Consider the following 1,200-nt stretch of genomic DNA (forward strand, 5'->3'; position numbering starts at 1 on the left):
GGGTCCCACGTCGAACCCACGATGCATGGTCAATGGACCGCCGATCTCTCACCGGTCGGTGGTCCCGTGCTTGGCTCTTTCGCTCTCCGCTCGGAAGCGATTGAGGCCGAGATCGAATGGCTCCATTGTCACTGGCTTTTAACCGGCAGTGATTCACCTCCCTGAAACCAAACTCTCTGACACCAACAAGGATACGGACATGACGACACGAATGACGGTGAGCTTGACTCGCCACGACGGGCAGACTGGTGGTGGCGAAACCGCTGCAACCTGCCAAATGGAAATCGACATCGACGATGAAGTGAACGCGGACGCCGGCCGGCTCTCGGATCGCTTGCAACAAGCCTTCGCTGTGTGTCGGCGACAGGTTGACCGGGAGGTTGCAAGCAGACCGGATGGCAAGGTCGAAAACAAGCATTCCAAGAGCCACGCACGATCGGGGCCGGATCCGCGTCCGGCAACGGAAGCTCAGGTACGAGCGATCCATGCGATCGCGTCGAAGACCAACACGCGACTGGCGTCGCACCTGGACGAGGTCTACGGCGTCTCCTCGCCGCAACGACTGACACTGAAGCAAGCCAGCGAACTGATCGGCAAACTCAAGGATCAATTGGTTCACTAGCAATTGCCAGGCCAGTCAAATCTGCCATACCCATCGTTCCCGGACGGTGGGCATGGCAGCGTTTTTCTTAGCCCCCAGAGCTTCGGCTGCGATCAGCTCGGTTCCAGTGGTTTTGAATGCTTGGCGTGACCGGATAACGCGGATGTCCTAAACGCATGATGTTCGTTTGACACCGCAAAACATGCGATGTTTCTTCAATGGACGATTCGACGTTGATGTTGCACTTGCAAAGAAAGACGGAATTCATTGGCTGATCGGTGGAGATGACCACCGTGGTGAAGGATGGAATTTGCGAATTTCCACCCCTCACTCTGAAGCCCTAGCACTCAAATCATCCAAAACGTGTGACGACCCAGGTGTACTTTTGAGGGCATTTGCACCCCCGTTCCCTGCCCACTGCTGACACGTACCGATTTGATTAACGATTCCTCGAGTCAGGTGGGTTAAAAGTTGCGGATCATCATCGTGATCATTTTCCAGCCACTTCGCTGCTTTTTCAGCACGGGTGATCCGCGTTTCGGTCAGGCTAACTGCATTGCAGGCTGGAAAGACGCCAGCGAGCGCGAGAATCACGCCTA

General features: G+C 55.7%; 1 protein-coding gene and 1 pseudogene. One reads left to right on the forward strand and one right to left on the reverse strand.

Annotated features, from left to right (window positions below; translation table 11 throughout):
- Positions 1–148 precede the first annotated feature (148 nt).
- A complete protein-coding gene (locus RE6C_RS14470; RefSeq protein WP_008657660.1) occupies positions 149–622 on the forward strand; it encodes a hypothetical protein in 474 nt (157 codons plus the stop codon).
- Positions 623–928: 306 nt separating this feature from the next.
- Here the strand turns inward: RE6C_RS14470 and RE6C_RS32905 are convergent.
- Positions 929–1,200: pseudogene (locus tag RE6C_RS32905) on the reverse strand (hypothetical protein); the annotation flags it as partial.

Source organism: Rhodopirellula europaea 6C (genome assembly GCF_000338295.1).
Taxonomy (GTDB): Bacteria; Planctomycetota; Planctomycetia; order Pirellulales; family Pirellulaceae; genus Rhodopirellula; species Rhodopirellula europaea.